Origin of the sequence: Methylobacterium sp. 10, assembly GCF_000519085.1 — a bacterium.
Taxonomy (GTDB): domain Bacteria; phylum Pseudomonadota; class Alphaproteobacteria; order Rhizobiales; family Beijerinckiaceae; genus Methylobacterium.
Map to the genome: position 1 here is coordinate 3161220 of NZ_KI912577.1, position 23978 is coordinate 3185197.

The 23978-nt window shown below is 68.6% G+C and carries 24 protein-coding genes; 15 read left to right on the forward strand and 9 right to left on the reverse strand.

Going from position 1 to position 23978, the window contains the following annotated elements:
- Positions 1 to 24: 24 nt before the first annotated feature.
- From gcvH to K368_RS0114745, 4 genes are all read left to right on the forward strand, one after another.
- Positions 25 to 387: a glycine cleavage system protein GcvH gene (gene gcvH, locus K368_RS0114730; RefSeq protein WP_027172999.1), complete on the forward strand. Its 363-nt coding sequence runs from the start codon at positions 25 to 27 to the stop codon at positions 385 to 387.
- A gap of 175 nt (positions 388 to 562) precedes the next feature.
- On the forward strand, positions 563 to 3409 hold the full coding sequence (gene gcvP, locus K368_RS0114735; RefSeq protein WP_027173000.1) for an aminomethyl-transferring glycine dehydrogenase: 2847 nt from the start codon (positions 563 to 565) through the stop codon (positions 3407 to 3409).
- A 140-nt stretch (positions 3410 to 3549) separates the two neighbouring features.
- Positions 3550 to 4062, forward strand: a complete 513-nt coding sequence (locus K368_RS24690; protein ID WP_036266343.1) for a methylated-DNA--[protein]-cysteine S-methyltransferase — start codon at positions 3550 to 3552, stop codon at positions 4060 to 4062.
- Positions 4063 to 4239: 177 nt separating this feature from the next.
- Positions 4240 to 5904 (forward strand): cyclic peptide export ABC transporter, encoded by a 1665-nt coding sequence (locus K368_RS0114745; RefSeq protein WP_051439879.1) that lies wholly within the window; start codon positions 4240 to 4242, stop codon positions 5902 to 5904.
- Positions 5905 to 5930: 26 nt separating this feature from the next.
- Here K368_RS0114745 and K368_RS0114750 read toward each other — a convergent pair whose 3' ends face one another.
- Positions 5931 to 6590, reverse strand: coding sequence for a GyrI-like domain-containing protein (locus tag K368_RS0114750; protein ID WP_245259692.1), 660 nt, complete (start codon positions 6588 to 6590; stop codon positions 5931 to 5933).
- Between the two features lie 313 nt (positions 6591 to 6903).
- On the opposite strand from K368_RS0114750, the gene dapF reads away from it, so the two are divergent.
- A complete protein-coding gene (dapF, locus tag K368_RS0114755) occupies positions 6904 to 7791 on the forward strand; it encodes a diaminopimelate epimerase (protein ID WP_027173003.1) in 888 nt (295 codons plus the stop codon).
- The gene (gene mtaB, locus K368_RS0114760) at positions 7792 to 9039 is read left to right on the forward strand and encodes a tRNA (N(6)-L-threonylcarbamoyladenosine(37)-C(2))-methylthiotransferase MtaB (RefSeq protein WP_027173004.1); all 1248 of its coding nucleotides are present in this window, start codon (positions 7792 to 7794) and stop codon (positions 9037 to 9039) included.
- Between the two features lie 676 nt (positions 9040 to 9715).
- On the opposite strand, the gene K368_RS0114765 is transcribed toward mtaB, so the two are convergent.
- Entirely contained in the window at positions 9716 to 10441 is a 726-nt protein-coding gene (locus tag K368_RS0114765) for an RluA family pseudouridine synthase (protein WP_036266347.1), read from the reverse strand.
- 41 nt (positions 10442 to 10482) lie between these two features.
- Between K368_RS0114765 and ftsY the strand changes: the two genes are divergently transcribed.
- From ftsY to K368_RS0114780, 3 genes are all read left to right on the forward strand, one after another.
- Complete coding sequence (ftsY, locus tag K368_RS0114770) at positions 10483 to 11874, forward strand: signal recognition particle-docking protein FtsY (RefSeq protein WP_027173006.1); 1392 nt, start codon at positions 10483 to 10485, stop codon at positions 11872 to 11874.
- Between the two features lie 122 nt (positions 11875 to 11996).
- Complete coding sequence (locus tag K368_RS0114775) at positions 11997 to 12314, forward strand: transcriptional regulator (protein WP_027173007.1); 318 nt, start codon at positions 11997 to 11999, stop codon at positions 12312 to 12314.
- Positions 12315 to 12464: 150 nt separating this feature from the next.
- A complete protein-coding gene (locus K368_RS0114780) occupies positions 12465 to 13088 on the forward strand; it encodes a septation protein A (protein WP_197031018.1) in 624 nt (207 codons plus the stop codon).
- Between the two features lie 18 nt (positions 13089 to 13106).
- Here K368_RS0114780 and K368_RS0114785 read toward each other — a convergent pair whose 3' ends face one another.
- From K368_RS0114785 to K368_RS0114795, 3 genes are read right to left on the reverse strand one after another with little or no spacing between them, the layout of a single operon-like run.
- Positions 13107 to 13709 (reverse strand): DsbE family thiol:disulfide interchange protein, encoded by a 603-nt coding sequence (locus tag K368_RS0114785; RefSeq protein ID WP_027173009.1) that lies wholly within the window; start codon positions 13707 to 13709, stop codon positions 13107 to 13109.
- The gene (gene ccmD / locus K368_RS0114790) at positions 13706 to 13861 is read right to left on the reverse strand and encodes a heme exporter protein CcmD (RefSeq protein WP_027173010.1); all 156 of its coding nucleotides are present in this window, start codon (positions 13859 to 13861) and stop codon (positions 13706 to 13708) included. The genes K368_RS0114785 and ccmD overlap by 4 nt, the downstream gene beginning before the upstream one ends.
- 3 nt (positions 13862 to 13864) lie before the next feature.
- On the reverse strand, positions 13865 to 14641 hold the full coding sequence (locus K368_RS0114795; RefSeq protein WP_027173011.1) for a heme ABC transporter permease: 777 nt from the start codon (positions 14639 to 14641) through the stop codon (positions 13865 to 13867).
- 21 nt (positions 14642 to 14662) lie between these two features.
- Here K368_RS0114795 and K368_RS0114800 point away from each other — a divergent pair, with 21 nt between their 5' ends.
- Positions 14663 to 14875: a hypothetical protein gene (locus K368_RS0114800; protein WP_027173012.1), complete on the forward strand. Its 213-nt coding sequence runs from the start codon at positions 14663 to 14665 to the stop codon at positions 14873 to 14875.
- A 9-nt stretch (positions 14876 to 14884) separates the two neighbouring features.
- Positions 14885 to 15496 (forward strand): heme-binding protein, encoded by a 612-nt coding sequence (locus tag K368_RS0114805; protein ID WP_027173013.1) that lies wholly within the window; start codon positions 14885 to 14887, stop codon positions 15494 to 15496.
- Here the strand turns inward: K368_RS0114805 and ccmB are convergent, their stop codons facing one another.
- The 3 genes from ccmB to K368_RS24695 all read right to left on the reverse strand — a co-directional run bounded on the left by ccmB (position 15497) and on the right by K368_RS24695 (position 17326).
- Complete coding sequence (gene ccmB, locus K368_RS0114810; protein WP_027173014.1) at positions 15497 to 16165, reverse strand: heme exporter protein CcmB; 669 nt, start codon at positions 16163 to 16165, stop codon at positions 15497 to 15499.
- Positions 16162 to 16818: a heme ABC exporter ATP-binding protein CcmA gene (gene ccmA, locus K368_RS0114815; protein ID WP_027173015.1), complete on the reverse strand. Its 657-nt coding sequence runs from the start codon at positions 16816 to 16818 to the stop codon at positions 16162 to 16164. The genes ccmB and ccmA overlap by 4 nt, the downstream gene beginning before the upstream one ends.
- Before the next feature lie 289 nt (positions 16819 to 17107).
- Positions 17108 to 17326 (reverse strand): CopG family transcriptional regulator, encoded by a 219-nt coding sequence (locus K368_RS24695; protein WP_036267014.1) that lies wholly within the window; start codon positions 17324 to 17326, stop codon positions 17108 to 17110.
- Between the two features lie 299 nt (positions 17327 to 17625).
- On the opposite strand from K368_RS24695, the gene acnA reads away from it, so the two are divergent.
- Entirely contained in the window at positions 17626 to 20325 is a 2700-nt protein-coding gene (acnA, locus tag K368_RS0114830; protein ID WP_027173017.1) for an aconitate hydratase AcnA, read from the forward strand.
- 150 nt (positions 20326 to 20475) lie between these two features.
- Here acnA and K368_RS0114835 read toward each other — a convergent pair whose 3' ends face one another.
- A complete protein-coding gene (locus K368_RS0114835; protein ID WP_027173018.1) occupies positions 20476 to 21588 on the reverse strand; it encodes an AI-2E family transporter in 1113 nt (370 codons plus the stop codon).
- A 357-nt stretch (positions 21589 to 21945) separates the two neighbouring features.
- On the opposite strand from K368_RS0114835, the gene K368_RS0114840 reads away from it, so the two are divergent.
- From K368_RS0114840 to K368_RS0114850, 3 genes are all read left to right on the forward strand, one after another.
- On the forward strand, positions 21946 to 22248 hold the full coding sequence (locus K368_RS0114840; protein WP_018044158.1) for an acyl carrier protein: 303 nt from the start codon (positions 21946 to 21948) through the stop codon (positions 22246 to 22248).
- 73 nt (positions 22249 to 22321) lie between these two features.
- Positions 22322 to 22819, forward strand: coding sequence for a 3-hydroxyacyl-ACP dehydratase FabZ family protein (locus K368_RS0114845; protein ID WP_027173019.1), 498 nt, complete (start codon positions 22322 to 22324; stop codon positions 22817 to 22819).
- Positions 22816 to 23967, forward strand: coding sequence for a beta-ketoacyl-ACP synthase (locus K368_RS0114850; RefSeq protein ID WP_027173020.1), 1152 nt, complete (start codon positions 22816 to 22818; stop codon positions 23965 to 23967). Before K368_RS0114845 ends, K368_RS0114850 begins: the two co-directional genes overlap by 4 nt.
- Positions 23968 to 23978 lie beyond the last annotated feature (11 nt).

Below are 23978 nucleotides of genomic sequence, written 5' to 3' on the forward strand. Positions count from 1 at the left end.
CACCACCTCTTCAGGGAGCGAATCATGCTGAAATTCACGGACGAGCACGAGTGGCTGGCCATCGACGGCGATGTGGCCACCATCGGCATCACCACCCATGCGGCCGAGCAGCTGGGAGACCTCGTCTTCGTGGAGCTGCCCAAGGTCGGCGCCAGGCTGGTGAAGGGCGAGGCCGCAGCGGTGGTCGAGTCGGTCAAGGCCGCCTCCGACGTGTTCGCGCCGGTCTCGGGCGAGGTGACGGAGGTCAACGAGGCCGCCGTGGCCGATCCGGCCAGCGTCGGCACCTACCCGCAGGGCGGCGGCTGGCTCTACCGCCTCCGCCTCGACGACGCCTCGGCCCTGGACGGGCTGATGGACGAGGCGGCCTACGCCGAGTTCGCGAAGTAGCGCTTGGAACGACCCAGAACGCGCCCTCCTCCCCCTTGTGGGGAGGAGTTGGAGGTGGGGGTGATTGGGTGACCCGCTGCGGAGTCCGGCGGAACCACCCCCACCCTCGATCCCTCCCCACAAGGGGGGGAGGTGCGTTGCGACATTCTTCAGACTTCGGCACGCGAGGCCCATCATGCCCAACGATCGCTACGACCCCTACGATTTCGCCAACCGCCGCCATATCGGCCCCACCGCCGGAGAGATCGAGGCGATGCTGGCCGTGGTCGGCGCGCCGAGCTTGCACGGCCTCGTGGACGAGACCTTGCCGGCCGACATCCGCCAGGAGGAGCGCATCGATTTCGGCACGTCGCTCACCGAGCGCCGGGTGCTGGAGCACATGCGCGGCATCGCCGACAAGAACCGGCTCCTCGTCTCGCTCATCGGCCAGGGCTATCACGGCACCACGATGCCGCCGGTGATCCAGCGCAACATCTTCGAGAACCCGGCCTGGTACACCGCCTATTCGCCCTATCAGCCCGAGATCAGCCAGGGCCGGCTCGAGGCGCTGCTGAACTTCCAGACCCTGGTCTGCGACCTCACCGGGCTCGACATCGCCAATGCCTCGCTCCTCGACGAGGCCACGGCGGCGGCGGAAGCCATGGGCATGGCCTCGCGCATCGCCGGCAACGGCAAGTCCGCCTTCTTCGTCGATGCCGAGTGCCTGCCCCAGACCATCTCCGTCCTGAAGACCCGTGCCGCGCCGCTGGGCTGGACCATCGTCGTCGGCGACCCGTCGACCGATCTCGACCCGGCGGAGGTCTTCGGCGCGATTCTCCAGTATCCAGGCGTCTGCGGCGCCATCCATGATTTTTCGGACGTCATCGCCCGTCTGCACGAGGCCGGCGCGGTCGCCGTGATGGCCGCCGACCCCCTGGCCCTGACCCTGCTGAAGCCGCCGGGCGAGATGGGCGCCGACATCGCCATCGGCTCGATGCAGCGCTACGGCGTGCCCATGGGCTATGGTGGCCCGCACGCGGCCTACCTCTCCACCCGCGACGCGCACAAGCGCACCCTTCCGGGCCGCCTCGTCGGCGTCTCCGTCGATGCCCGCGGCAACCGCGCCTACCGTCTCGCCCTGCAGACCCGCGAGCAGCATATCCGCCGCGAGAAGGCGACCTCGAACATCTGCACCGCTCAGGTGCTGCTCGCGGTGATCGCCGGGATGTACGCGGTGTTCCACGGCCCGCGCGGGCTGAAGGCGATCGCCGCGCGGGTCCATCGCGACGCGGTGCGCCTCGCGGAGGGGCTCGAAACCCTCGGATTCGCCGTGGAGCCGAAGGCCTTCTTCGACACGATCACCGTGGAGGTCGGCGCCTTCCAGGGGCTGATCCTGCAGAATGCCGTGAAGAACGGCGTCAACCTGCGGAAAGTCGGCTCGGACCGAATCGGCATCACCGTCGACGAGCGCACCCGGCCCGACATCGTCCAGGCGGTGTGGCGCGCCTTCGGCGGCGAGCGTCTCACCTACGACGAGGCCTGGCCGACTCCGCGCCTGCCGGAGGCGAATCTGCGCACCTCCGCCTATCTCACCCACCCGATCTTCCACATGAACCGGGCCGAGAGCGAGATGACGCGCTACATGCGCCGCCTCGCGGACCGCGATCTGGCGCTGGACCGGGCGATGATTCCGCTCGGTTCGTGCACGATGAAGCTGAACGCCACCGCCGAGATGCTGCCGATCTCCTGGCCGGAATTCTCGGAGATCCACCCCTTCGTGCCGGCCGATCAGGCCGAGGGCTACCAGGAACTCCTGCGCGACTTCTCCGAAAAACTCTGCGCCATCACCGGCTACGACGCGATCTCGATGCAGCCGAATTCCGGCGCGCAGGGGGAATATGCCGGCCTGCTCGCCATCCGCGCCTATCACCTGTCGCGGGGGGAGGGGCACCGTAGGGTCTGCCTGATCCCGTCCTCGGCGCATGGCACCAACCCGGCCTCGGCGCAGATGTGCGGCATGAGCGTCGTCGTGGTCGGCGCCGACCAGCACGGCAACATCGACGTGGAGGACTTTTCAAAGAAGGCCGAACTGCATTCGGAAAACCTCGCGGCCTGCATGATCACCTATCCGTCGACCCACGGGGTGTTCGAGGTGCGGGTCCGCGAGATCTGCGACATCGTCCATGCCCATGGCGGACAGGTCTATCTCGACGGGGCCAATCTCAACGCCATGGTGGGTCTCGCCCGCCCCGGCGATATCGGCGCCGATGTGAGCCACCTCAACCTGCACAAGACCTTCTGCATCCCGCATGGCGGCGGCGGCCCCGGCATGGGTCCCATCGGCGTCAAGGCGCATCTGATCCCGTTCCTGCCCTCCGACCCGCGAAGCGGTGAGGAAGGGGCCGTCTCGGCCGCGCCCTACGGCTCGGCCTCGATCCTGCCGATCTCGTGGAGCTACTGCCTGCTGATGGGCGGGCGCGGCCTCACCCAGGCCACCCGCATCGCCATCCTCAACGCCAATTACATCGCCAGCCGCCTGAAGGGCGCCTATCCGGTGCTCTATGCCGGGGCACAGGGCCGCGTGGCGCATGAATGCATCATCGACGTGCGGCCCTTCCAGAAATCGGCCGGGATCGGCGTCGAGGACATCGCCAAGCGTCTGATCGATTGCGGCTTCCACCCGCCGACCATGTCCTGGCCGGTGGCCGGGACCCTGATGATCGAGCCGACCGAATCCGAGACCAAGGGCGAGATCGACCGCTTCTGCGACGCCATGCTGGCGATCCGCGAGGAGATCCGCGCCATCGAGGAGGGGCGGATGGACCGGGTGGACAACCCGCTGAAACACGCGCCGCACACGGTGGCGGACCTGATCGGCCCGTGGGAGCGGCCCTATTCCCGCGAGGCGGCGTGCTTCCCGTCGGGGAGCCTGCGGATGGACAAGTACTGGCCGCCGATCAACCGCGTCGACAACGCCTACGGCGACCGCAACCTCGTCTGCTCCTGCCCGCCGGTGGACGCCTATAGCGAGGCGGCCGAGTAGGGGCGGATTTCTCCGCCTCCTCGCCCACTGGCTTCACACATCGGCTCGTGCAGGCAGACCGCGTCCCTCCGTGTAGGATGGCGGACACCTCCGGGGGCGCTCTCCCGAGGCGCGCACCCGCCGGCCCGAGACGATCCGCCATGCCCGACACCCGCTACACGGTCCTCGACACGCCCATCGGCGCGCTGCTTCTCGCAGGCATGGACCAGCGCCTGCGGTGCATCGGCTTTCCCACCGGCAAGGGCGCGGTGACACCGCAGGCGGACTGGCACCGGGACGACGCGGCCTTCGCCGAGGCCCGACGGCAATTGAGTGCCTATTTCGACGGACGACTCACCCGGTTCGACCTCGACCTCGATCCGCGCGGCACGCCGTTCCAGCTCGCGGTCTGGGAGGAACTCACCCGCATCCCACCGGGCGAGACGATCAGCTACGGCGAGTTGGCCAGACGGATCGGGCGTCCGAGCGCCAGCCGGGCCGTGGGCGCGGCCAACGGCGCCAACCCCCTCCCCATCGTGGTTCCCTGCCATCGCGTCATCGGCGCGGCGGGCAGCCTCACGGGATTTGCCGGCGGCCTCGACACGAAGAGGTGGCTGCTCGCGCTGGAGCGCGGGGCGGCCTCTACGGTCTCGGCGCAGCTCAGCCTGCTCTGAGCCCGGCGCGACGCGGCGCGTTCGATTTGTGGATGTCGCTATTCTCCACATCCTCGCCCCGACGACAAGCCGGCCCGACCGCATACACGCCCTGCGTGTTTCGAATTTCGGCCTATCCCGTTCCTGACGTATCCGCCTCCCCAGTGTCCCGGCAGCGGGGCCGGGCCGGAGGGATCGATGGCGGGATCGGACAATCGTCTGGGAGGACTCGGCAAGGATGCTTTGCGCCTGCTGCGCCCGATCTGGCCGCTCGTGGCCGCCTCCTCGGCGATCGGAGCCTTGAGCGGCCTCGCCACGGCGACGGTCCTGGCCAAGGTCAACACGGCCATCCACGCGGAAGGCGGTCTTGCCGACAATTTCGTTGCGGTCTTCCTCGGCCTCGTTCTCCTCGGCGTGGGCGGGTCTCTCCTCTCCGGGCTGGGCAGCGCCCTGGCGAGCGGGCGCATCAATGCCGGCCTGAACCGGGATCTGGCCGACATGATCCTCACCGCGCCCATCGACCGCATCGAGCAACTCGGCCGCCACAAGGTCCTCGCCTCGCTGAACACGGATGCCGCCACGCTGTCGACGGCGGTCTCGTTGCTGTCCGGGCTGATCATCCACAGCGGCGTGACCCTCGGATGCCTCGTCTACATGCTCACCCTGTCGGCCCCGCTCTTCGCCGTCACCCTGCTGGTCTTCGGCCTCGGCAGCTACGCGGAGAACGTCCTGCGCCGCCGGGCCATGCTCCATTACCGGACGCGCCGCGCCCTCGCCGACACGATGCAGAAGCACTTCCAGAGTCTGACCGAAGGCAGCCGGGAATTGCGGCTCAACCGGCAGCGCCGGATGCGGTTGCGGGACGAGGCCCTGGCCTCCTCCATCGAAGACCTTCGCCGCAACCGGTTCCGAAGCGACACGCTCTTCGAATTCTCCCACCTGACGAAGAAACTCGCCCTGTTCGCGACGATCGCGGCCATCGTGACCTGCAAGGCGACCCTCGGGATCGACAACGCCGTCCTCTCGGGCTTCGTCCTGGTGCTGCTCTATATCGAGGTGCCGGTCAGCTACATCCTCGCCGTCCTGCCCGAGATCGGCCGGGCCCGGATCGCCTACCAGCGCATCGCCGAATTCTCGGCCGACCGCACCGCCTCCGAGCCGAACCTGCTCGCGCCGGACGGGGCGCAAACGCCTCCGTCCATCGAAAAAATCGAGCTTCGCGGCGTCAGCCACACCTTCCCGGCGGCGGAGGGCAGGCCGGGCTTCACCCTCGGGCCCATCGACCTCACCGTGCGGCGGGGCGAGATCGTGTTCATCGTCGGCGAGAACGGCTCGGGCAAGACCACGCTCATCAAGCTGATCCTCGGCCTCTACCCGCCCCGGACCGGCACGCTGCTTCTCGACGGAGCGCCGGTGACGGAAGAGACGCGGGACGCCTATCGTCAGCATTTCTCGGCGGTGTTCTTCGACTATTACCTGTTCGACGATCTCGTCCTGCCCGCCGGGGCGAAGCCGGAGGCGGCGGACGCCTATCTCGAGACCTTGGACCTCGCCCACAAGGTGACGATCCGGGACGGGGCCTTCTCCACGACCGACCTCTCGGCCGGGCAGAGGAAGCGCCTCGCCCTGATCCAGGCCCATCTCGAAGGGCGGCCCGTCCTCGTCCTCGACGAGTGGGCCGCCGAGCAGGACCCGACCTACCGGCGCCTGTTCTACACCGAGCTGCTGCCGGCCCTGCGGCGCGAGGGCCGGACCCTGATCGTCATCAGCCACGACGACCGCTACTTCGACGCCGCCGACCGGGTCGTCCACCTGAAGGACGGCGCGATCCTGGAAGCCTCACCGCCGGCCGGGATGGCCTGAGCGGCAAGGCTTGACCGATCTGCCGCCTATTTCGGCAGGGCGTAGATGTTCACGTCGAGCTTCTCGTCCGCCTTGTCGTTCAGGTCGGTGACGTATTCCTCGATGAACCGGTCCTGGACCACCACGTCCTTGGCGTCGAGATAGGCGGTGAGGGTCTCGTAGGTGCCGTCGATCTCGTCGTAGGAACCCTTGTGCGGGAAGCGCAGGGCCTTGCCGCTGGGGGTCGTGCCGAAGCGCAGGCCGCCGGTCTCGGCGGGCTTCGGGTCCGGCATGGAGGCGATGGGGATCATCGCCTCGAACTGGAAGCCGTCATCGTCGGTCTTGGCGAAGACCGCGAGCGGCCGGCCGGTGGGGGTGATCCCGTCCTTGGCCAGCGCCTCCTCGATCTTCACGAAGGCGGCCTTCAGCGCCGGCACCGCCTCCTCCCAGCTCGCACGCCCCGCCAGGATCGCGGCGGGTTTGGGAGGCAGGGAGACCTCGTCGACGTCGTTGGCGTCGCCGGGGGTCTCCACCAGGGTCGGGCGCGACGGCCCCGGCGTGAGTGCCGGCGCGGCCGGGAGCGCCTGGGTCGGCACCGGACGCGACGGCGCGTCGGGATTGACCGGATCGGGCGCCGTCGTGGTCGGCAGGGGATTGGTGGTCGCGGGCGAGGACGGCTCCTGCGCGAGGGCGGAGGAGACGGCCAAGGCGGCGGCAAAGGCGGCGGCGAGGCTGACGAGCGGCAATGGACGATGGCGGGTCAAGGCAACGCTCCGGAGATCGCACGCCGCGACGAATCGTACGGCTGAATCGCGAAGTCCTAAAATAGGGAGGAAGCCGCCCGCCTGCGAGGCACCAACCCGCACCGCGCGCAGGAACGTGACGGGCGCGTCCCTTGTGCAACGCTCCCCTGACCGGGCCCCGCGTGCGCGGCCCGGCGCTTTGTCCTATATGCGGGAGCCTTCCCGCGGGGACCTTGCCGCGGGATGCCACGTTCGGACACCAAAACCAAAGACGATTATGACGAGGCTCGCCAACCGACGGTTCCTGAAGATGCACGGGGCGGGCAACGCCATCGTGGTGCTGGACCTGCGCGGCACGGAGCTGGTCGTGCGCGCCGAGGAGGCCCGCGCCATCGCCGGCCACCCGCGCTCCGGCTTCGACCAGCTCATGGTCATCCACGACCCGCGCAGTCCCGGCACGGACGCTTATCTGCGGATCTACAACACCGACGGGTCGGAATCCGGTGCCTGCGGCAACGGCACCCGTTGCGTCGCCTACGCCATGCTCGACGACCCGGCCATGGCGCGGCCGGCCGAGAGCGGCCGCCTCACCCTGGAGACCAAGGCCGGGCTCGTCGGCGTGAAGCGCGAGGCGCAGGCCTCCTTCACCGTGGACATGGGCCGCCCCCGCCTGAAGTGGGACGAGATCCCGCTGGCCGAGCCGTTCCCCGACACGCGGCGGATCGAACTGCAGATCGGCCCCATCGACGCGCCCGTCCTGCATTCGCCGGGGGCGGTGAACATGGGCAACCCCCATGCGGTGTTCTTCATCGAGGACGATCCCGACGGCTACGACCTCGGCCGCTTCGGCCCGATGCTGGAGAACCACCCGATCTTTCCCGAACGCGCCAACATCTCCCTCGCGCAGGTGACGGGACCGGAGACGATCAAGCTCCGGGTCTGGGAGCGCGGCGCCGGGCTGACCCTGGCCTGCGGCACCGCCGCCTGCGCCACGCTGGTGGCGGCCTCGCGCCTGCGCATGATCGGCCGCCACGCCACGGTGAGCCTCCCCGGCGGCGACCTCGTCATCGAGTGGCGCGCCGACGACCACATCCTGATGACCGGCCCCGTGGTGCTGGAATGGGAAGGCGTCCTGCCCGCCGAACTCTTCGCGCGGATGGACTGAGTGGCGGTGGAGACCCTGACCTTCGGTTGCCGCCTCAACACGGTGGAATCCGAGGTGATGCGCCGTCACGCCGAGGCGGCGGGAGCGGGCGGCGACCTCGTCCTCGTCAATACCTGCGCCGTCACGGCGGAAGCCGGGCGGCAGGCCCGCAAGGCGATCCGCAGGCTCGCCCGCGAGCGGCCGGGGGCCGAGATCGTCGTCACCGGCTGCGGCGCGCAGGTGGAGACGGACGCCTATTCCGCCATGCCGGAAGTGGCCCGGATCGTCGGTAACGACGCCAAGACCAGGGCCGAGACCTGGATGTCCGCCACTGATCCGAGAGCGCGCCTCGCCATCGACGACATCATGGCGGTGCGCGACGCCGCGCCGACGCGGATCGCCTCGGTGGCCGGGCATACCCGCGCCTTCGTCCCGGTGCAGAACGGCTGCGACCATCGCTGCACCTTCTGCATCATCCCCTTCGGCCGGGGAAACTCCCGCTCCGTCACGCTGGAGGATGCGGTCGATCAGGTCCGCCGCATCGTCGACCATGGCGGGCGCGAGGTCGTGCTCACCGGCGTCGACCTCACCGCCTACGGCCGGGATTGTTCGGAGCCGACGAGCCTCGGCCGATTGGTCCAGGCCATCCTGCGCCACGTGCCGGACCTCGCGCGCCTGCGTCTGTCCTCCATCGATTCCATCGAGGCCGACGCGGCGCTGATGGAGGCGATTGCCGGCGAGACGCGGCTGATGCCGCATCTCCATCTCTCGCTCCAGGCCGGCGACGACCTCATCCTGAAGCGGATGAAGCGCCGGCACGGCCGCGACGACGCGATCCGGTTCTGCGAGGCCGTGCGGCACCTGCGCCCGGACGCCGTCTTCGGGGCCGACCTCATCGCCGGCTTTCCCACCGAGACGGAGGAGCAGTTCACCCGCTCCCTCGATCTCGTGGCCGAATGCGGCCTGACGCATCTCCACGTCTTTCCCTATTCGCCCCGCCCCGGCACGCCCGCCGCGCGGATGCCGCCGGTTCCCGGAGACGTGATCCGCGAACGCGCCGCCCGTCTCCGCGAGGCGGGAGCGGCGGCGCTATCGGCGCATCTCGTCGGAGAGGTCGGCCGGACCCATCGCGTGCTCACCGAGCGCGGCGGGATAGGGCGCACCGAAGGGTTCACGCCGGTCCGGCTGGCAGCCGACACGCCTCCGGGCGCGCTTCGCGACGTGACGATCGCAGGGCATGACGGCCGGGTGCTGATCGGGGCGGAGTAATCCTCCGCCCCTCTGCTCTGCCGGATTGGCGCATCTGCTCGACGGCTGTTCACTCTATCCGTGAGGGTCGGACATGAGCCGCGACGCGCTCCCTCTCCTGGAAGGAGAGGGTTGGGGTGAGGTGTGGTCCATTTCCGGACAAGTCACACACCTCACCCTGTCCCTCTCCTTCCAGGAGAGGGGACCCGCGATACCCGCGAGACGTGTGAATATCGTAGCTCATGCTGCGGGGGAGGGTGGTCGCGGAGCGACCGGGAGAGGGGGCGACCTCTCCCGAGATGGTGCTTCCCTCATCCGACTTGGCTCGCGGGCCACCTTCTCCCGCAGAGGGGAGAAGGAATCGCGCATCATGCGCCGACCCGATACCCACATCCCCATCTGCTCCCGCATATGTCCCGGCGCCAGCGCCTCGACCGTAATGGCCGGTCTTTTCGAATAGAGCGGCAGGGTCAGGCAGCGACCGCCTCTCCCCGCACGCGGGGAGAGGATCGCGGACACCTTGTCGTGTCCGCGATGAGCGAGAGGCGAAGCCGAAGCGAGGGTGAGGGGGCGCGTCCGAACTTGGCTCACCCGGACACGCCGCCTCGCCGCAACGACGACGAGGTCGTCGCGGCCCTCTCCCCGCGTGCGGGGAGAGGGGATGTGCTCCTCAAGCTCAGCCGATCCATTGCGCGCGTCATGCGCCGACCCGATACCCGCACATCTCCATCCGCTCCCGCATATGCCCCGGCGCCGGCGCCTCGACCGTGATGGCCGGCTTCTTCGGATAGAGCGGCAGGGTCAGCGAGCGGGCATGGAGTTGCAGCCCCGGCCCGCCCGCCCGCGGGGCGGTGCCGTAGATCGGATCGCCGAGGATAGGCCAGCCCATGGCGGCGCAATGGACGCGCAGCTGATGCGTGCGGCCGGTGACCGGGCTGAGGGCCAGCCAGGTGAGGGTCTTGTCCGGCGAACGGCCGAGGACGCGCCATGTGGTCAGCGAGGGGTCTCCGGCCGGGTCTGCCTTCATCCACCACGAGCGCGGGTCGTCCGAACGGCGGGCGAGGGGGAGGTCGATGCGGCCCTCGTCCTCTGCGGGACCACCCTCGACGATGGCCCAGTAGGTCTTCCCCACCGTGCCGCTCGCGGAAAACAGCTTGTTCAGGCGGGCCAGGGCCTTGGCGTGACGGCCCAGGGCCAGGCAGCCGGAGGTGTCGCGGTCGAGCCGATGGGCGGCCTCGGGACGGCGCGGCAGGCCGAAGCGCAAGGCATCGAGATGGTCGGTCAGCGTCTCCCCGCCCTTGGGGCCGGGATGGACGGGCAACCCCGCCGGCTTGTCGATGACGAGGACAAGGGCATCGCGGTAGAGGAGGCGCGCGCCTATGTCTGTTATGGGGTGATCCCCGGGAGCGTCGGCTGAAGGCATCGCCCTGCGCTACTGATGCGGGGTCGGGGGAGCAAGTGGGAATGAGCGAAGACAAGAGGCCGGGCTGGTTGCTGCGGCGGATGTTCGGAAAGAAGGAGGAGGCCTGGCCGCCCGAGCCGGTGCCGGTCCAGCCGCCCGATCCGAAGCCGGAGCCGAAACCCGAGCCGAAACCCGAAGCGGCGATCGAGCCGGCATCGCCTCCCCTCGCGTCCCCCGCCTCGGCCTCCGAAGGCCAGCCCGACTTCGCCACGGGTGCCGACGACATCTCGGCCATCCCGCTCCCTCCCAGCGAGCCCGCGACCGCCGACCCGGACAAGAACGCGACGCCCGACGAGATCGAGGGCGCCGACCTCCAGCCCATCGAGGGCGCCGACGAACGCCCGCCCGCCGGGACGGCGGGAGACGATCCCGCACGCGGGGCGGAGCAGGCCGACACCACGACGGTCGCCTTCGCGCCGGTGCCCGCCCCCGTACCCGTCCCGGAACCCGAGCCCGAACCGACTGCCGAGAAGCGCGGCTGGTGGAGCCGCCTCACCGGGGGCATGAAGCGCACCTCCTCGGCCCTGTCCGAACGGGTGACCGGCCTGTTCACCAAGCGCAAGCTCGACGCGGACACCCTGGAGGAACTGGAAGACGCCCTGATCCAGGCCGATTTCGGCATCGACACCGCCATGCGGATCTCGGAAGCGGTGGGCAAGGGCCGCTACGAGAAGGGGATCTCTCCCGACGAGGTCCGGGCGATCCTGGCCGCCGAGGTGGAGCGGGCGCTGACACCCGTCGCCATTCCCCTCACCATCGACACGACGAAGAAGCCGTTCGTGATCCTGATGATCGGCGTCAACGGCGCGGGCAAGACCACCACCATCGGCAAGCTCGCCCTGAAGCTGAAGGGTGAGGGGCACAGCCTCATGCTCGCGGCGGGCGACACGTTCCGGGCCGCGGCCATCGAGCAGCTCAAGGTCTGGGGCACGCGCACCGGGGTTCCGGTGGTGGCGGGGGCTCAAGGGGCGGATGCCGCCGGGCTCGCCTTCGAGGCGTTCCAGCGGGCCAGGACCGAAGGCACCGACGTGCTCCTGATCGACACCGCCGGCCGGCTCCAGAACAAGACGGGGCTGATGGCGGAGCTGGAGAAGATCCTGCGCGTCATTCGCAAGATCGACGCCGAGGCACCCCATGCCGTGCTCCTCGTCCTCGATGCCACCGTGGGCCAGAACGCCCTGAGCCAGGTCGAGCTGTTCTCGAAGGCGGCCAACGTCACCGGCCTGGTGATGACCAAGCTCGACGGTACCGCGCGGGGCGGCATCCTCGTGGCGCTCGCCGCGAAGTTCGGCCTGCCGGTGCATTTCATCGGCGTTGGCGAGGGCGTCGAGGATCTCGAACCCTTCGCCGCACGGGATTTCGCGCGGGCCATCGCGGGGTTGGAGGAAGAGTGATCGCAGCGGGAGATCGGCGTGGGCACCCACGCGACATCCGTTGCCGTCATGGTACCACAAATGGTACTATTCTACTCAAGGCATTGGTTAGAGTACAAGCGGCGCAAGGCGGAGGAGACATCATGACCCTGACGCGCAGCTTCAGAGAGACGGTGAAAGCGCGTGCCGAGCGCGACCCGGCATTCCGGGAAGCACTTCTGACGGAAGCGGTGGATCAGTTCCTGGCCGGAGAGCTTGATACGGGGAAGGCGGTTCTGCGCGACTACATCAACGCAACCATCGGCTTCGAACGATTGGCCATGGAAACAGGCTCTTCGTCCAAGAGCCTGATGCGCATGCTGAGCCCGACCGGCAACCCGACGGCGAGCAACCTGTTCGCCGTGCTCACCACGGTTCAGAGAGCCGCCGGTCTGAAGCTCGCGGTGGCGGCGGGCCGCTGACACCACGGGCAATCTGCCTGCAGAGCCCCCCGGTCGATCTTTGGCGCCCCCTCACGCGCTAGGAAAGCCGGGGCGACTATTCTACATCCAGCCTCCCACCCGGCGCCGCGTCGTGTCCCGGCGCGTCGAAGCACGAGCCGTTCATCGACCATGACCCTGCCTGTCGAATCCGTACCGCCGCGCCGCCATCTCGACCCGGTGCCGAAGCTCGCCCTGGAAATGGGGCCGCTGGTGCTGTTCTTCCTGCTCAATTCCTTCGGTACGCGGTTCGGCCTGAGCGAGGACGGCACCACCTTCATGGCCATCGGGGTCTTCGTGGTGGCGACGGTGGTGGCTCTGGCCATCCACTTCGCGCTGCTGCGGCGGTTGCCGATCATGCCGCTGGTCTCCGGCATCGTCGTCCTCGTCTTCGGCGGCATGGCGCTGGCGCTGCACGACAAGACGTTCTTCGTGATCAAGCCGACGATCGTGAACGCCCTGTTCGGCACCATCCTCCTGGGCGGCCTGCTGTTCGGAAAGTCCCTGCTGTCGGTGGTGCTGGATTCGGTCTTCGACCTCACCGAGGAAGGCTGGCGCAAACTCACCTTCCGCTGGGGATTGTTCTTCTTCGCCCTGGCCGCCATCAACGAGGTGGTCTGGCGGACGCAGACCTACGCGTTCTGGGCCAATTTCAAGGTGGTCGGCATCATGCCCCTGACCATCCTGTTCGCCCTGTCGCAGACCCCGCTCCTCATGCGCTACGATCGCAAGGCCGGGGCGAAGCCCGACGTTTAGGAAAAGCCCGTCGACGGATCATGGTTTCGCGGTGGTCGTCCTCTCCGCCGCCCGGATCTTCTCCAGCACGGCGGCATAGTTCTCGACCGTGACGATGCCCACGAGCTTGTCGCGGATCACGCCATCGGGGCCGATGATGAAGGTTTCCGGCACGCCGTAGACACCGAAATCGATGCCGGTGCGGCCGGTGGAATCCATGCCCACCGCCTGGAACGGCACTCCGCTGCGCGACAGGAAGCGGCGACCGTTCTCCGGCGCGTCCTTGTAGTCGATGCCGACGAGGTTCACGCCCGGCTCACGCGCCAACCGCATCAGTTGCGGATGCTCGATCTGGCACGGCGCGCACCACGAAGCCCAGAAATTGACCACCGTCACCCGGCCCTTGAGATCGGCGCTGGACAAGCCGGGAATGGCCTGGCCTTCCCCGCCGACGAGGTTGGGCAATGGTCCCAGGGCGAAGGCCGGCACCGGCCGCCCGATCAGCGCCGAGGGGATCGCGGCCGGATCGGCGCCGGACCGAAGGCGGATGAAGAAGACCAGCGCCAGCGCCGCGAAGATCACCAGCGGCGCGACGACGAGGAGCGACCGGCGCACCGGGGCCGACGAGGATGCGGCGCTCACGCCCGCTCTCCCGAATCGCCCTGGAGGGCTGCCAGAGCGCGCTTCTGCGCACGGTGATCGTTGAGTGAACGCCAGATCAGAGCCCCGATCACGAGGGCGGTGAAGGCGTAGGCGCCGAGGATGAAACCGGCATGCGGCCCGAGCGAACCCATCGGTCAGAGTCCCTGGATCGCCTGGCCGAGGGGCCGGGCCGGACGGAGATCGGCATCGAGACGCTCGGCCTCGCGGATGGTGAGCGCCCTGACCCGGCGACGCAGGATCTCGGTGCGCATGGCGTAGAGATGGAGGGTGATCCCGAGCAGGGTGAAGGCGAGGATCATCTCGAGCAGGGGATAGAGCATCGAAGGATCGATGCTGGAGCCGCCCATCCGCATGATCGAGGCCGGCTGATGCAGCGTCGACCACCAGTTCACCGAGAACTTGATGATCGGCAGGTTCACCGCCCCCACCAGGGTCAGGATCGCGATGGCGCGCGCGGCCCGGTTCGGATCCTCGATGGTGCGCCACAGGGCGATGATGCCGCAATAGATCAGGAACAGGATCAGCATCGAGGTCAGGCGCGCGTCCCAGACCCAGTAGGTCCCCCACATCGGCTTGCCCCAGAGCGAGCCGGTGACGAGGCAGATCAGGGTGAAGGCCGCACCGATGGGCGCCGCGGCGCGCTGCGCCACGTCCGCGAGGGGGTGGCGCCAGACCAGGGTTCCGATCGCCGAGAGCGCCATCGACCCGTAGAAGAACACTCCGAGCCAGGCCGCCGGCACGTGGATGTACATGATCCGCACGGTCTCGCCCTGCTGGTAGTCGGGCGGGACCACGAACCAGGTGAGGTACAGGCCGACGGCGAGCAGGACGGCCGAGAGCCCCGCGAGCCAGGGCATTACGGGGCCGGTCCAGCGCAGGAAATGACCGGGATGGGCAAGACGTGTCCACATGGTCCGTGGAACTAGCCCAAGGTGCGGTGCAGCATCAATGCGGGCGTTACGCGCAGTCCCAGCCGCGTCGATCATTTCTTCGCGTCTTCCCCGCACGGCCGGATCGGCCTCGATCTCCTCTATGCCGACGCCACTCATTTCACCCGCGCCTTTCCTGGCTGGACCGGCCTGCCGCCGACGGAGCGGAGGCATCTGGCGGCGGGGCTGGATACGGGCTCGCCGATGGCGCGTTGACGCCGCGCCATGTTGGACAAAGCTCTCTACTACGCCCTGACCTTCGCCGAATCGGCCCTGTCGGTGGTCGGCATCCGTGCCACCTACGAACAGCCGCGCTACGAAGTGGTGGAGCGATTGCCCCGCGACGTGGAGATCCGCCGCTACGAACCGCGTGTCGCGGTCGAGACCGACATGGCGGGAGCGGGCGACGCGGAGGCGTTTCGCCGGCTGTTCCGGTACATCACCGGCACCAATGGCGGAGACGACCGAGTCGCGATGACGGTGCCGGTGGAACAGGGAACCCGCATCGCCATGACCGTGCCGGTCGAGCAGGGCGGCGATCTGCGCATCATGCGCTTCTTCCTGCCCGCCGCCGTCGCGAAGGCCGGTCCGCCGGTCCCGACCGAACCGAAGGTCCGCATCGCCCGGCTGCCCGCCGCGACCTACGCCGCACTCCGCTTCTCCGGCACCCTCGACGCCAGGGCACGCGAGAAACGCGAGGCGGTTCTCCGGCAGGTCCTGGCGAAGGTGGCCCGCGAGCCCACCGGCCCGTCGAGCGTGCTGAGCTACGATCCGCCCTTCGCGATCCCTTTCCTGAGACGCAACGAGATCGTCATCCCCGTCGCCGAAGGGCGCTGATCATTCCGACCAGCGCAGGGCCGCGGCCGCCGCGAAGGTCCCGATCACCGCCGCGATCAGACTGAGAGCCGACAGGATCAGCAGGGGTGTCGTGAACGGCACCGTGCCGCCGGACGCCGCCTCGGTCGCCGAGACGCCGAAGATCAGTGTCGGGATCATCAGGGGCAGGACGAGCACGGCGAGGATCAGGCCGCCTCGGCGGATCGAGGCGGTGAGTGCTGCGCCCACCGCGCCGATGAAGGTGAGGGCCGGCGTCCCCACCAGGAGGGTGAGGGCGGTGGCACCCATGGCGGTGCCGTCGAGGGCCACGAGCAGGCCGAAGAGCGGCGAGGCCAGGGCCAGGGGCAGGCCGGTGGTGAGCCAATGCGCCACGACCTTGGCGAGCACCACCATCTCCATGGGGGCGGGCGCTCCCGTCATCAGGTCGAGGGAGCCGTCCTCCTCGTCGGCCTGGAACAGGCGGTCGAGGCCGATCAGGGTGGCGAGGACCGCCGAGAGCCAGAGGATGGCCGGACCGATGCGCGAGAGCAGGTTGAGGTCGGGCCCGAGCGCGAACGGCACCAGGGCGACGATCATCAGGAAGAACACCAGCGACAGGGCGCCCGAACCGCCCACGCGGGCGGCGAGCTGCAGGTCGCGGGCGATGAGGGCGCGCATCACGCGGATCACCACCACACCTCCGATGCGGCCGAACTCGCGTCGGCCGAGGGGGATGCCGGCTTCAGCGCCTCGTCGATGCGCAAGTCCCGGGCATCGTCCAGGCCGAGGGACTGGTGGGTGGCGGCGACGATGAGGCCGCCCTCGGCCCGGTGACGCGCCATCAATCCGGCGAGCACGGCCTGAGAGGCGGTGTCGAGGGCCGCCGTCGGCTCGTCGAGGAGCCAGAGGGGGCGCCGGCAGACGAGAAGCCGGGCCAACGCCACCCGGCGTCGCTGCCCCGCCGACAGATACGCGATAGGGAGCTTCAAGGCGTGCCCGAGGCCGAGCTCCTCCAGCGCCGCGCGCGGGCTCGCGGTGGGCGCGCCGAGAAGGTCGCGGGCGAAGACGAGGTTCTCCTCCGCCGTCAGCGGGCTCTTCAGCCCGTCGCGATGGCCGACCACGTGGAGACATTCGGCCAGTGTCGCCTCGCCCACATCGGCGACCGCAATGGTGCCGGCATCGGGCTTCAGCCGTCCGGCGAGCAAGCTGAGCAGGGTGGATTTTCCCGCGCCGTTACGCCCCGTCACCATCAGCGCCTCGCCGGGGCCGAGGGTGAATGACAGACCCGAAAAGATGCGGCGGCCGGAGCGGCGGGCGGCGAGGTTCGTGGCGGTCAGCCGCACGGAATGTCCTGCCGACCGATGGCAACGGCATGCGTCCAACGGCTCACGGGATCTGCGGCTTTCACGTCTCGCGCGGGCCGCGCGGTTCCCCTCTCCTGGAAGGAGAGGGACAGGGTGAGGTGTGCGACCTTTTCGGAGAGTCCACGCACCTCACCCCAACCCTCCCCTTCCAGGAGAGGGAGCCCGTCGCGCCCCATGCCGACGTGCGCTTCCTCACTCGTTGGCAGTTTCGTAGATGGGCGAAAGGCCTGCCCCGTAGGGGTCAGTGGACCACGCGCGATTGCCGCGCTCACAAGGCGTACCGGGTCAGAAGTTCCGAGAGGGGAACGGAGTCGCTCTTCCCCGCCTTCAGATCGGCAAGACGCCGCTCGGCGATGAGAAGATCCGCACGATCCTCCAAGTAATCCAGGATCGCGTCGCGGGCGTCGTCACGCGCGCTTTGTCCTGTCCGCCGACCTTGCGTGTCCAAGTGCGCTTCGATCTCCGGGGGCAGGCGAAAGGCGATCATGGAATGCTCCGGCATGGCCGCCTGCATATCTCGCGCGCCGCCACGCGTCCACGCGGCGTCCGACACTCCCGCACTCGTGTCACAGCAGGGCGTAGCGGCCAGTTTCGAAGTGTTCTATACGGAGGACAGGCTGCGCCGCGCGAGTCCCGAGCGTCCAAATCGCTCGTCGCGCAACATCCTGTCCGGGCACCCCCGGAGCGGCGCGCGCTTTTTTTAGAAGCGCTCCAGCCGAACACGACTTCGTGGCGCAGGTCATGCCTGCGCGTGTTCGACAACCGCTCGTGAGGAAGAGACCAGCCGTGGCATCACTCGATAGCTTTCACTCCCGCCAGACCCTCACCGTCGGCGACAAGTCCTATACCTATTATTCCATCCCCCATGCCGAGCAGGCCGGCCTCGCCGATGCGACGGCACTGCCCTTCTCGATGAAGGTGATCCTCGAGAACCTGCTGCGGTTCGAGGACGACCGTTCGGTGAAGAAGGACGACATCTCCGCCACCGTCGCGTGGCTCGGCAACCTCGGCAAGGTCGAGACCGAGATCGCGTTCCGCCCCTCGCGCGTGCTGATGCAGGACTTCACCGGCGTGCCCGCCGTCGTCGACTTGGCTGCCATGCGTGATGCGATGGTCGCCCTCGGCGGCGACCCGCAGAAGATCAACCCGCTGGTGCCCGTCGATCTCGTGATCGACCACTCGGTCATCGTCGACGAGTTCGGCACCCCGAAGGCCCTGGCCGACAACGTGGCGCTGGAATATTCGCGCAACGGCGAGCGCTACACCTTCCTGAAATGGGGCCAGTCGGCCTTCGACAACTTCTCCGTCGTGCCGCCCGGCACCGGCATCTGCCATCAGGTGAACCTCGAGTTCCTGTCGCAGACGGTCTGGACCAAGACCGAAGACGGCACCGAGCTCGCTTATCCCGACAGCCTCGTCGGCACCGATTCGCACACCACCATGGTGAACGGCCTCGCCGTGCTCGGCTGGGGCGTCGGTGGGATCGAGGCCGAGGCGGCCATGCTCGGCCAGCCGCTCTCCATGCTGATCCCGGAAGTCGTCGGCTTCAAGCTGTCGGGCAAGCTGCCCGAGGGCACCACCGCCACCGACCTCGTGCTCACCGTGACGCAGATGCTGCGCAAGAAGGGCGTCGTCGGCAAGTTCGTGGAATTCTACGGCCCCGGCCTCGACGACATGGCGGTGGCCGACCGCGCCACGATCTCGAACATGGCCCCCGAATACGGCGCCACCTGCGGCTTCTTCCCCATCGATCAGAAGACCATCGATTTCCTCAAGGTCACCGGCCGCGCCGACGACCGGATCGCCCTGGTGGAGGCCTACGCCAAGGCTCAGGGCATGTGGCGCGACGCGCAGACCCCGGACCCCGTCTTCACCGATTCCCTCGCCCTCGACATGGGCGACGTGCGTCCGTCCCTGGCCGGCCCCAAGCGGCCGCAGGACCGGGTGCTGCTGGACGGCGCCAAGCCGGGCTTCGCCCAGTCCATGGAGACCGAGTTCAAGAAGGCCGCCGACATCGCCAACCGCTACCCCGTCGAGGGCGCGAATTACGATATCGGCCACGGTGACGTGGTGATCGCGGCGATCACGAGCTGCACCAACACCTCGAACCCGAGCGTGATGATCGGCGCCGGGCTGCTGGCCCGCAACGCCGTCGCCAAGGGCCTGCGCTCGAAGCCCTGGGTGAAGACCTCCCTGGCGCCGGGCTCCCAGGTCGTCGCCGAGTATCTGGAGAGCGCGGGCCTGCAGGCTCCCCTCGACGCCCTCGGCTTCAACCTCGTCGGCTTCGGCTGCACCACCTGCATCGGCAATTCCGGCCCGCTGCCGGCGCCGATCTCGAAGGCGATCAACGACAACGACGTGGTGGCGGCGGCCGTGCTCTCCGGCAACCGCAACTTCGAGGGCCGCGTGAACCCCGACGTGCGCGCCAACTACCTCGCCTCGCCGCCGCTGGTGGTCGCCTACGCGCTCGCCGGCTCCATGCAGATCGACATCACCACCGAACCGCTCGGCATCGGCTCCGACGGCCAGCCGGTCTATCTCGCCGACATCTGGCCCTCCACGGCGGAGGTCGCCGAGTTCATCGAGGCCAACATCACCTCGACCCTGTTCAAGTCGCGCTACGCCGACGTGTTCAGCGGCGACCATTACTGGAAGGCCGTCGAGGTCAACGAGGCCGAGACCTTCAAGTGGGATTCGACCTCCACCTACGTGCAGAACCCGCCCTATTTCGAGGGCATGACCAAGACGCCGGCGCCGATCACCGACATCGTCGACGCCCGCATCCTCGGCCTGTTCCAGGATTCGATCACCACCGACCACATCTCTCCGGCCGGCAACATCCGGGCGGCCTCGCCGGCCGGTGCCTACCTGCAGGAGCATCAGGTCCGGGTGCAGGACTTCAACCAGTACGGCACCCGGCGCGGCAACCATCAGGTCATGATGCGCGGCACCTTCGCCAACATCCGCATCAAGAACCAGATGGTCCGGGACGAGAACGGCACCGTGGTCGAGGGCGGCTGGACCCTGTTCCAGCCCTCCGGCGAGCGGATGTACATCTACGACGCCGCCCAGAAATACGCCGAATCCGGCACGCCCCTCGTGGTCTTCGCCGGCAAGGAATACGGCACCGGCTCGTCGCGCGATTGGGCGGCGAAGGGCACCAAGCTCCTCGGCGTCCGCGCCGTGGTGGCGGAGAGCTTCGAGCGCATTCACCGCTCGAATCTCGTGGGCATGGGCATCGTGCCGCTGGTGTTCCAGGGCGACACGTCCTGGGCGTCGCTCGGCCTCAGGGGCGACGAGACCGTCAGCCTTCTCGGCCTCTCGGGCGACATCAAGCCGCGCCAGACCATGATCGCCGAGATCACCTCCGCCGACGGCACCAAGACGGAGGTGCCGCTCACCTGCCGGATCGATACGCTCGACGAGCTGGAATATTTCCGCAACGGCGGGATTCTTCCCTACGTCCTGCGCTCGCTGGCAGCCTAAGGCCACGATGCGAAGAAGGCCCTCCCCGGTTAGGGGAGGACCTTTCGCCCCGGCAATCCTACCGGAATCGGAGCCGGCTTCGTAATTCTCGGAAACACCGTCCGATGGCGGTCGTTTCGGCCGTCCGATGGCGGTTGCGAGCGGGTCGAATTACGGTTCGTGAAGGCCTCGGGATGCGGCCTGCGGCACGTCCCCATCGGTGAATTCCCGCCACAGCAGCATCAGGGCCGCCATCACCGCCGGGCCGAGGAAAAGGCCGAGGAGGCCGAACGTCTCGACCCCGCCGAGGATGCCGAGAAGCACCCAGAGGAAGGGCAGGCGGGTGGTGCCGCCGATGAGCGCCGGCCGGACGAAATGGTCGGCGACGAACGTAACGACGAACCCCGCCGCCACGACCACCACCGCCGGGATCACCGCGCCGCCGGCGAGCAGGATCAGAGCGGCGATGCCGAAGACCAGCGGCGCGCCGAACGGGATCATCGCCGCCACCGCCGTCAGCGCGCCGAGCAGGACCGGATGCGGCACGCCCGCGAAATAGTAAACGATTCCAAGGAGTACGCCTTCGCCGAGGCCGACCAGGACGAGCCCATCGACGGTGCCGTGGACGGAAGCCACCATCTGGCGCGCCACCCGTTCCCCGCGTGGGCCGAAGAGGCGGGCACTTGCCGTCAACGCCTGGGCAATGACAGTTCGCCCGTCGCGAAACAGAAAGAACAGCGTCAGCAGGGTGAACCCGAACAGCACCACCCGGCGAACCACCTGCGCCCCGAGGCTCTTGGTCAGGCCGATCGTGGTCGAGTTGTCGAGCTTGTGCAGGATCTCGGAGCCGGCGGACGGATGACTGAGGTTCTCGTTCCACCAGGAACTGGCCCTGGCCGCGCCGTAGGGCAGGTGGGACAGGAATTCGGGGGCTGGAATCCCGCTCTGCTCCACCGCTTTCACCCAGGCCATCGCGTCATGCGCCTCCCGCGCCGCCTGGACGCCAAGGACCACCAGGGGCGCCAGGAAAACCAGCGCCACCGCCAGGGTGAACAGGCTCGGCAGCAGAATGTTGTGCCCCCCGGGCGGCCAGCGCCGCTCGGCCTTGGCGTAGAGCGGCCAGAGCGCGATGGCGAGGATCACGGCCCAGGCCAGCGCCGGCAGGAATGGATGGAGCACCCACAGGCCGAGGGCGGAGAGCGCCAGGACCAGGGCGATGCGTGCCCCCCCTTGGGCACGGCTGCGATGGTCCGCCGTGTCGACGGGAGAAAAGGGCACTTCCATTCTCGCTACCTCTGACGGCCCTGCGGAGCATGTCCGGCGCCGCACCTCGATGAGGAAGCAATGGGCGCGCAACCCGCTGGGCGTGCGCCTGCATGTAGGTCAGCGGGCGGGAGGACGGAATGGTCCGGCTTCATGCGTGACCGCACGAAGGCGCGAGCGCGGCCAAGGTTGCCCGGCACCACCCCCTCGTGTAAGGGACCGCCTTGGATCGAAAGCGGCGCGACGCCGCTTCGGGGGCATGCTGCGCGACCCGGGGGCGCCGGGTTCACGCGCCAGCCTCGGACCGGCCGTGCCCGCCACAGGATCCGACATCGGACCCGCCAGGGCGCGCCATAGAGAAGAAAACGGCGAGAACGCATGTCTGACCAGCCGACCACCGCTACGTTCGACCGCGTCGCGGACATCATCGCCGACACCGCCGACATCCCGCGCGACACCATCTCGCCCGAGAGCCACGCCATCGAGGATCTCGGCATCGATTCGCTCGCCTTCCTCGACATCGCCTTCGCGGTGGACAAGGCCTTCGGCATCAAGCTGCCGCTGGAGCGTTGGACCCAGGAGGTCAACGAGGGCAAGGTGCCGGCCGAGGAGTATTTCGTCCTGAAGAACCTCTGCGCCCGCATCGACGCGCTGGTGGCCGAGAAGGCCGCCAAGGCTTGAACGGCGAGCCCGGCGGAGCCGTACTCTCGAGAGTCCAGCGGAGCTTCTAGTCCCCAGCGGAGCCTTTGACGCCATGCGCCTCGAATATTTCGAGATGATCGACACGGTGACGATTCTCGACAAGGCCGCCGGCCGGATCGAGGCCCTGGCCCATGTGCCGATGGAGAGCCCGGTCTTCGAGGGGCATTTTCCCGGCCATCCCCTGGTGCCCGGCGTGCTCCTCACCGAGACCATGGCACAGGCCTCGGGATACCTGCTCCTCGCCCATCTCGACTTCGTGCAGATGCCGTTCCTGATGGCGGTGGACAAGGCGCGGTTCCGCTCCTTCGTCGGCCCCGGCGCGACGCTCGTCGTGCAGGCGAGCCTGGAGCATGACGGCTCCGGCTACGCGGTCACCAAGGCCTCGATCCACCACGAGGGCAAGCCGCTGGCCGATGCGGAGCTCCGGTTCCGGACGATGCCATTTCCCGAAGGGCTTGATGCGCCCATGCGCGAGCGCGCTCAGCGGATCGGCCTGATGGATCGCGCCATAGCATCGGGGGCGCCCCCCGGCGGGGCGGTTCCTGCATGAGCAAGACCAGCATGAGCCAGCGTGACGTCGTCGTCACAGGCATCGGCCTCGTCTCCTGCGCCGGCGAGGGGATCGCCGCCCACCTCAAAGCCTTTGCGGCGGGCAGCCCGAAGGCCGTGGATACGGAGCGTTTCGCGCCCTATCCGGTCCATCCGGCCCCCGCGTTGGTCCTCGACGGACAGATCCCCAAGAAGTCGGACCAGCGGCAGATGGAGGCATGGCAGCGCCTCGGCGTCTACGCCGCCGGCCTCGCCCTCGACTCGGCCGGGGTGAAACAGGACGCGGCATTCAAGTCGGCGATGCACCTCGTGGTCGCCTGCGGCGGCGGTGAGCGCGATACGGCGGTGGATGGTGCGATCCTCACTGGCCTGCGGGACGCTGCCGATCCGGGGGCCTATCTCAACGAACACTTGCAGAACGACCTGCGCCCGACCCTCTTCCTGGCCCAGCTCTCGAACTTGCTCGCCGGCAACATCGCCATCGTCCACGGCGTCACCGGCGCCTCGCGCACGTTCATGGGCGAAGAAGCGTCTGGCGTCGACGCCTTGCGCAATGCTCAAAGCCGCATCGCTTCAGGCCAGATCGACACGATGCTGGTGGGCGGTTCCTATAGCGCGGAACGCCCAGACGTTCTGGTCGTCCACCAGATGGGGGGATACCTGCGGAAGGGGGACTACCGGCCGGTCTTCGAGCGTCAGGGTGAAGGCGAGGCCGGCTTCATCCTGGGAAGCACCGCCGCCTTCCTCATGCTGGAAGCCGCCGAAACCGCCACGGCCCGTAACGCGACGATCTTCGCCCGCCTACTCCCGGTGGAGAGTGATCGTCCCCGGCGCGAGGCCCACAGCGTAGGGCGCAGCCTCTCCGCTTTGTGGGACAAGGCCAGCGCCAAGCCGGACCTGGTGATCTCGGGCGCCACCGGCGTCAAGGGCATCACCGACGAGGAGCACGTGGTCCTGAGCGAACTCGCATCCGGCGTGCCCGTCACCGCCCTCGGAGACCTCACCGGCCACTCGCTCGAAGTCACGGCGCCGTTGGGAGCAGCACTCGCCGCCGCGCTCATCTCAGAGGGCAGGGCGCGCGAGGTCGCGATCACCATCGTCGGCCATCGCCGCGGTGAGGGCGTAGTCCGGTTGAGCGCGCTGTCATGACCGGCAGGGAT

What these genes read in the sequence shown, in the direction of transcription:
- K368_RS0114850 (WP_027173020.1), top strand. Translation starts at nt 22,816, where the DNA reads ATGAGCAAGACCAGCATGAGCCAGCGTGACGTCGTCGTCACAGGCATC.
- K368_RS0114795 (WP_027173011.1), bottom strand. Translation starts at nt 14,641, where the DNA reads ATGTGGACACGTCTTGCCCATCCCGGTCATTTCCTGCGCTGGACCGGC.
- K368_RS0114780 (WP_197031018.1), top strand. Translation starts at nt 12,465, where the DNA reads ATGACCCTGCCTGTCGAATCCGTACCGCCGCGCCGCCATCTCGACCCG.
- K368_RS24695 (WP_036267014.1), bottom strand. Translation starts at nt 17,326, where the DNA reads ATGATCGCCTTTCGCCTGCCCCCGGAGATCGAAGCGCACTTGGACACG.
- K368_RS0114835 (WP_027173018.1), bottom strand. Translation starts at nt 21,588, where the DNA reads ATGGAAGTGCCCTTTTCTCCCGTCGACACGGCGGACCATCGCAGCCGT.
- K368_RS0114745 (WP_051439879.1), top strand. Translation starts at nt 4,240, where the DNA reads ATGGCGGGATCGGACAATCGTCTGGGAGGACTCGGCAAGGATGCTTTG.
- K368_RS0114840 (WP_018044158.1), top strand. Translation starts at nt 21,946, where the DNA reads ATGTCTGACCAGCCGACCACCGCTACGTTCGACCGCGTCGCGGACATC.
- K368_RS0114805 (WP_027173013.1), top strand. Translation starts at nt 14,885, where the DNA reads ATGTTGGACAAAGCTCTCTACTACGCCCTGACCTTCGCCGAATCGGCC.
- gcvH (WP_027172999.1), top strand. Translation starts at nt 25, where the DNA reads ATGCTGAAATTCACGGACGAGCACGAGTGGCTGGCCATCGACGGCGAT.
- ftsY (WP_027173006.1), top strand. Translation starts at nt 10,483, where the DNA reads ATGAGCGAAGACAAGAGGCCGGGCTGGTTGCTGCGGCGGATGTTCGGA.
- gcvP (WP_027173000.1), top strand. Translation starts at nt 563, where the DNA reads ATGCCCAACGATCGCTACGACCCCTACGATTTCGCCAACCGCCGCCAT.
- dapF (WP_027173003.1), top strand. Translation starts at nt 6,904, where the DNA reads ATGACGAGGCTCGCCAACCGACGGTTCCTGAAGATGCACGGGGCGGGC.
- K368_RS0114765 (WP_036266347.1), bottom strand. Translation starts at nt 10,441, where the DNA reads ATGCCTTCAGCCGACGCTCCCGGGGATCACCCCATAACAGACATAGGC.
- K368_RS24690 (WP_036266343.1), top strand. Translation starts at nt 3,550, where the DNA reads ATGCCCGACACCCGCTACACGGTCCTCGACACGCCCATCGGCGCGCTG.
- K368_RS0114775 (WP_027173007.1), top strand. Translation starts at nt 11,997, where the DNA reads ATGACCCTGACGCGCAGCTTCAGAGAGACGGTGAAAGCGCGTGCCGAG.
- ccmD (WP_027173010.1), bottom strand. Translation starts at nt 13,861, where the DNA reads ATGGGTTCGCTCGGGCCGCATGCCGGTTTCATCCTCGGCGCCTACGCC.
- K368_RS0114845 (WP_027173019.1), top strand. Translation starts at nt 22,322, where the DNA reads ATGCGCCTCGAATATTTCGAGATGATCGACACGGTGACGATTCTCGAC.